Here is a 1,135-nt window from a genome sequence, read left to right as displayed (position 1 = left end):
CGGATGACTCTCCGATCTCTGCATATTCGCTACCAACTTCGGGCAGTTCAGATAATTTGTGTGCAAACAAATGCCGTTGTGCATCGGTCATTTCGACAAAGAAATCAGGTGTGTTTGGATCTCGTTTTGGGTCGGTTCTTTGTTCTACTTTTGGTTGTGGTTTTTGTTTAAATCGGAATGAAAAACCAGTAACTGAACGCCCTGTTTTATGCTGTGCAACAGATACAATAATATCCGTATGTTCATTGATTTGCTTAATTGATGGCTCTAGTACACGGGATTTAAGTACATCAATTCGCTTGTAATCTCCCTCATTAATTCCTATCTGTTTTTTAAAGTCATCCAACCCAATTACGGGTGTTTTTCCTGTGCTACGCCAAGCAATTAAAATTTCGTATAAGCGAACAGCATAGGCACTTTTTAATTGACTAACTTGTTCTAATTCATAGCTTGTGAAGTGTTTTTCTAGTCGAGTAATTAGCGGGATAATAGCGGGAGCAAAAATTAACTTAACAACTGCTTCTTGTTCAACGTAAATAACTTCGCTTACCCAGCGTGATTTATGATGCTGGATATTCCCCTTTTCGCTAAGGCTTTGATAGCTGAATTGTCTTGCAAAAAGATCATCACAAGCATCTTTCAAGGCTTGATATGCGGTATTTCGATGCACTCCAAATTGATTTATATAGCTTTCTGCATGAATGTTTAAAGGGTCATTCGCATTAATTCCTTTGCCTGATTCCCTTGCTTCCACAATTGCTAGCAGAATTAACCGTTGTTCTGTTAGGTCAAGGTTGTAACTAGCATTGATTAGAGCATTGTCTTTGACTACTAATTCCGACATCTCCCACCTATAATTTTTATGATGTAAATCCACCATAATATTTTATGATGGATTATGCAAGGTAAATGGTGGAGTATTGAGAAATTCTTGCAAGGTAAATGGTGGAGTATTGCAAGGTAAATGGTGGAGAATGATCGCTGAAACGCACGTATACCAATGATTTCAGCCCTCCTAAAAGCATTTAAAAGCTTTTTATATTATTAAAAGCCCAAAAAAATTAAAAACGGCATTTAAAACTGCCCTATGTTTTCGCTTCGCTCAAACTCTATTGAATCTCGCTGCGCTCGATTC

At 37.7% G+C, this 1,135-nt stretch carries 1 protein-coding gene; it reads right to left on the bottom strand.

What is annotated here, in order from left to right:
- Positions 1-844, bottom strand: an 844-nt coding sequence (gene repM / locus FTV37_RS17605; protein WP_179997603.1) for a replication initiation protein RepM, incomplete at its 3' end; no start/stop codon positions are given.
- Positions 845-1,135 lie beyond the last annotated feature (291 nt).

This window comes from Acinetobacter sp. YH16042 (assembly GCF_013417245.1).
Taxonomy (GTDB): Bacteria; Pseudomonadota; Gammaproteobacteria; order Pseudomonadales; family Moraxellaceae; genus Acinetobacter; species Acinetobacter amyesii.
The sequence above is the reverse complement of the archived record's forward strand: the minus strand, read 5'-3'. Positions and strand labels throughout refer to the sequence as shown.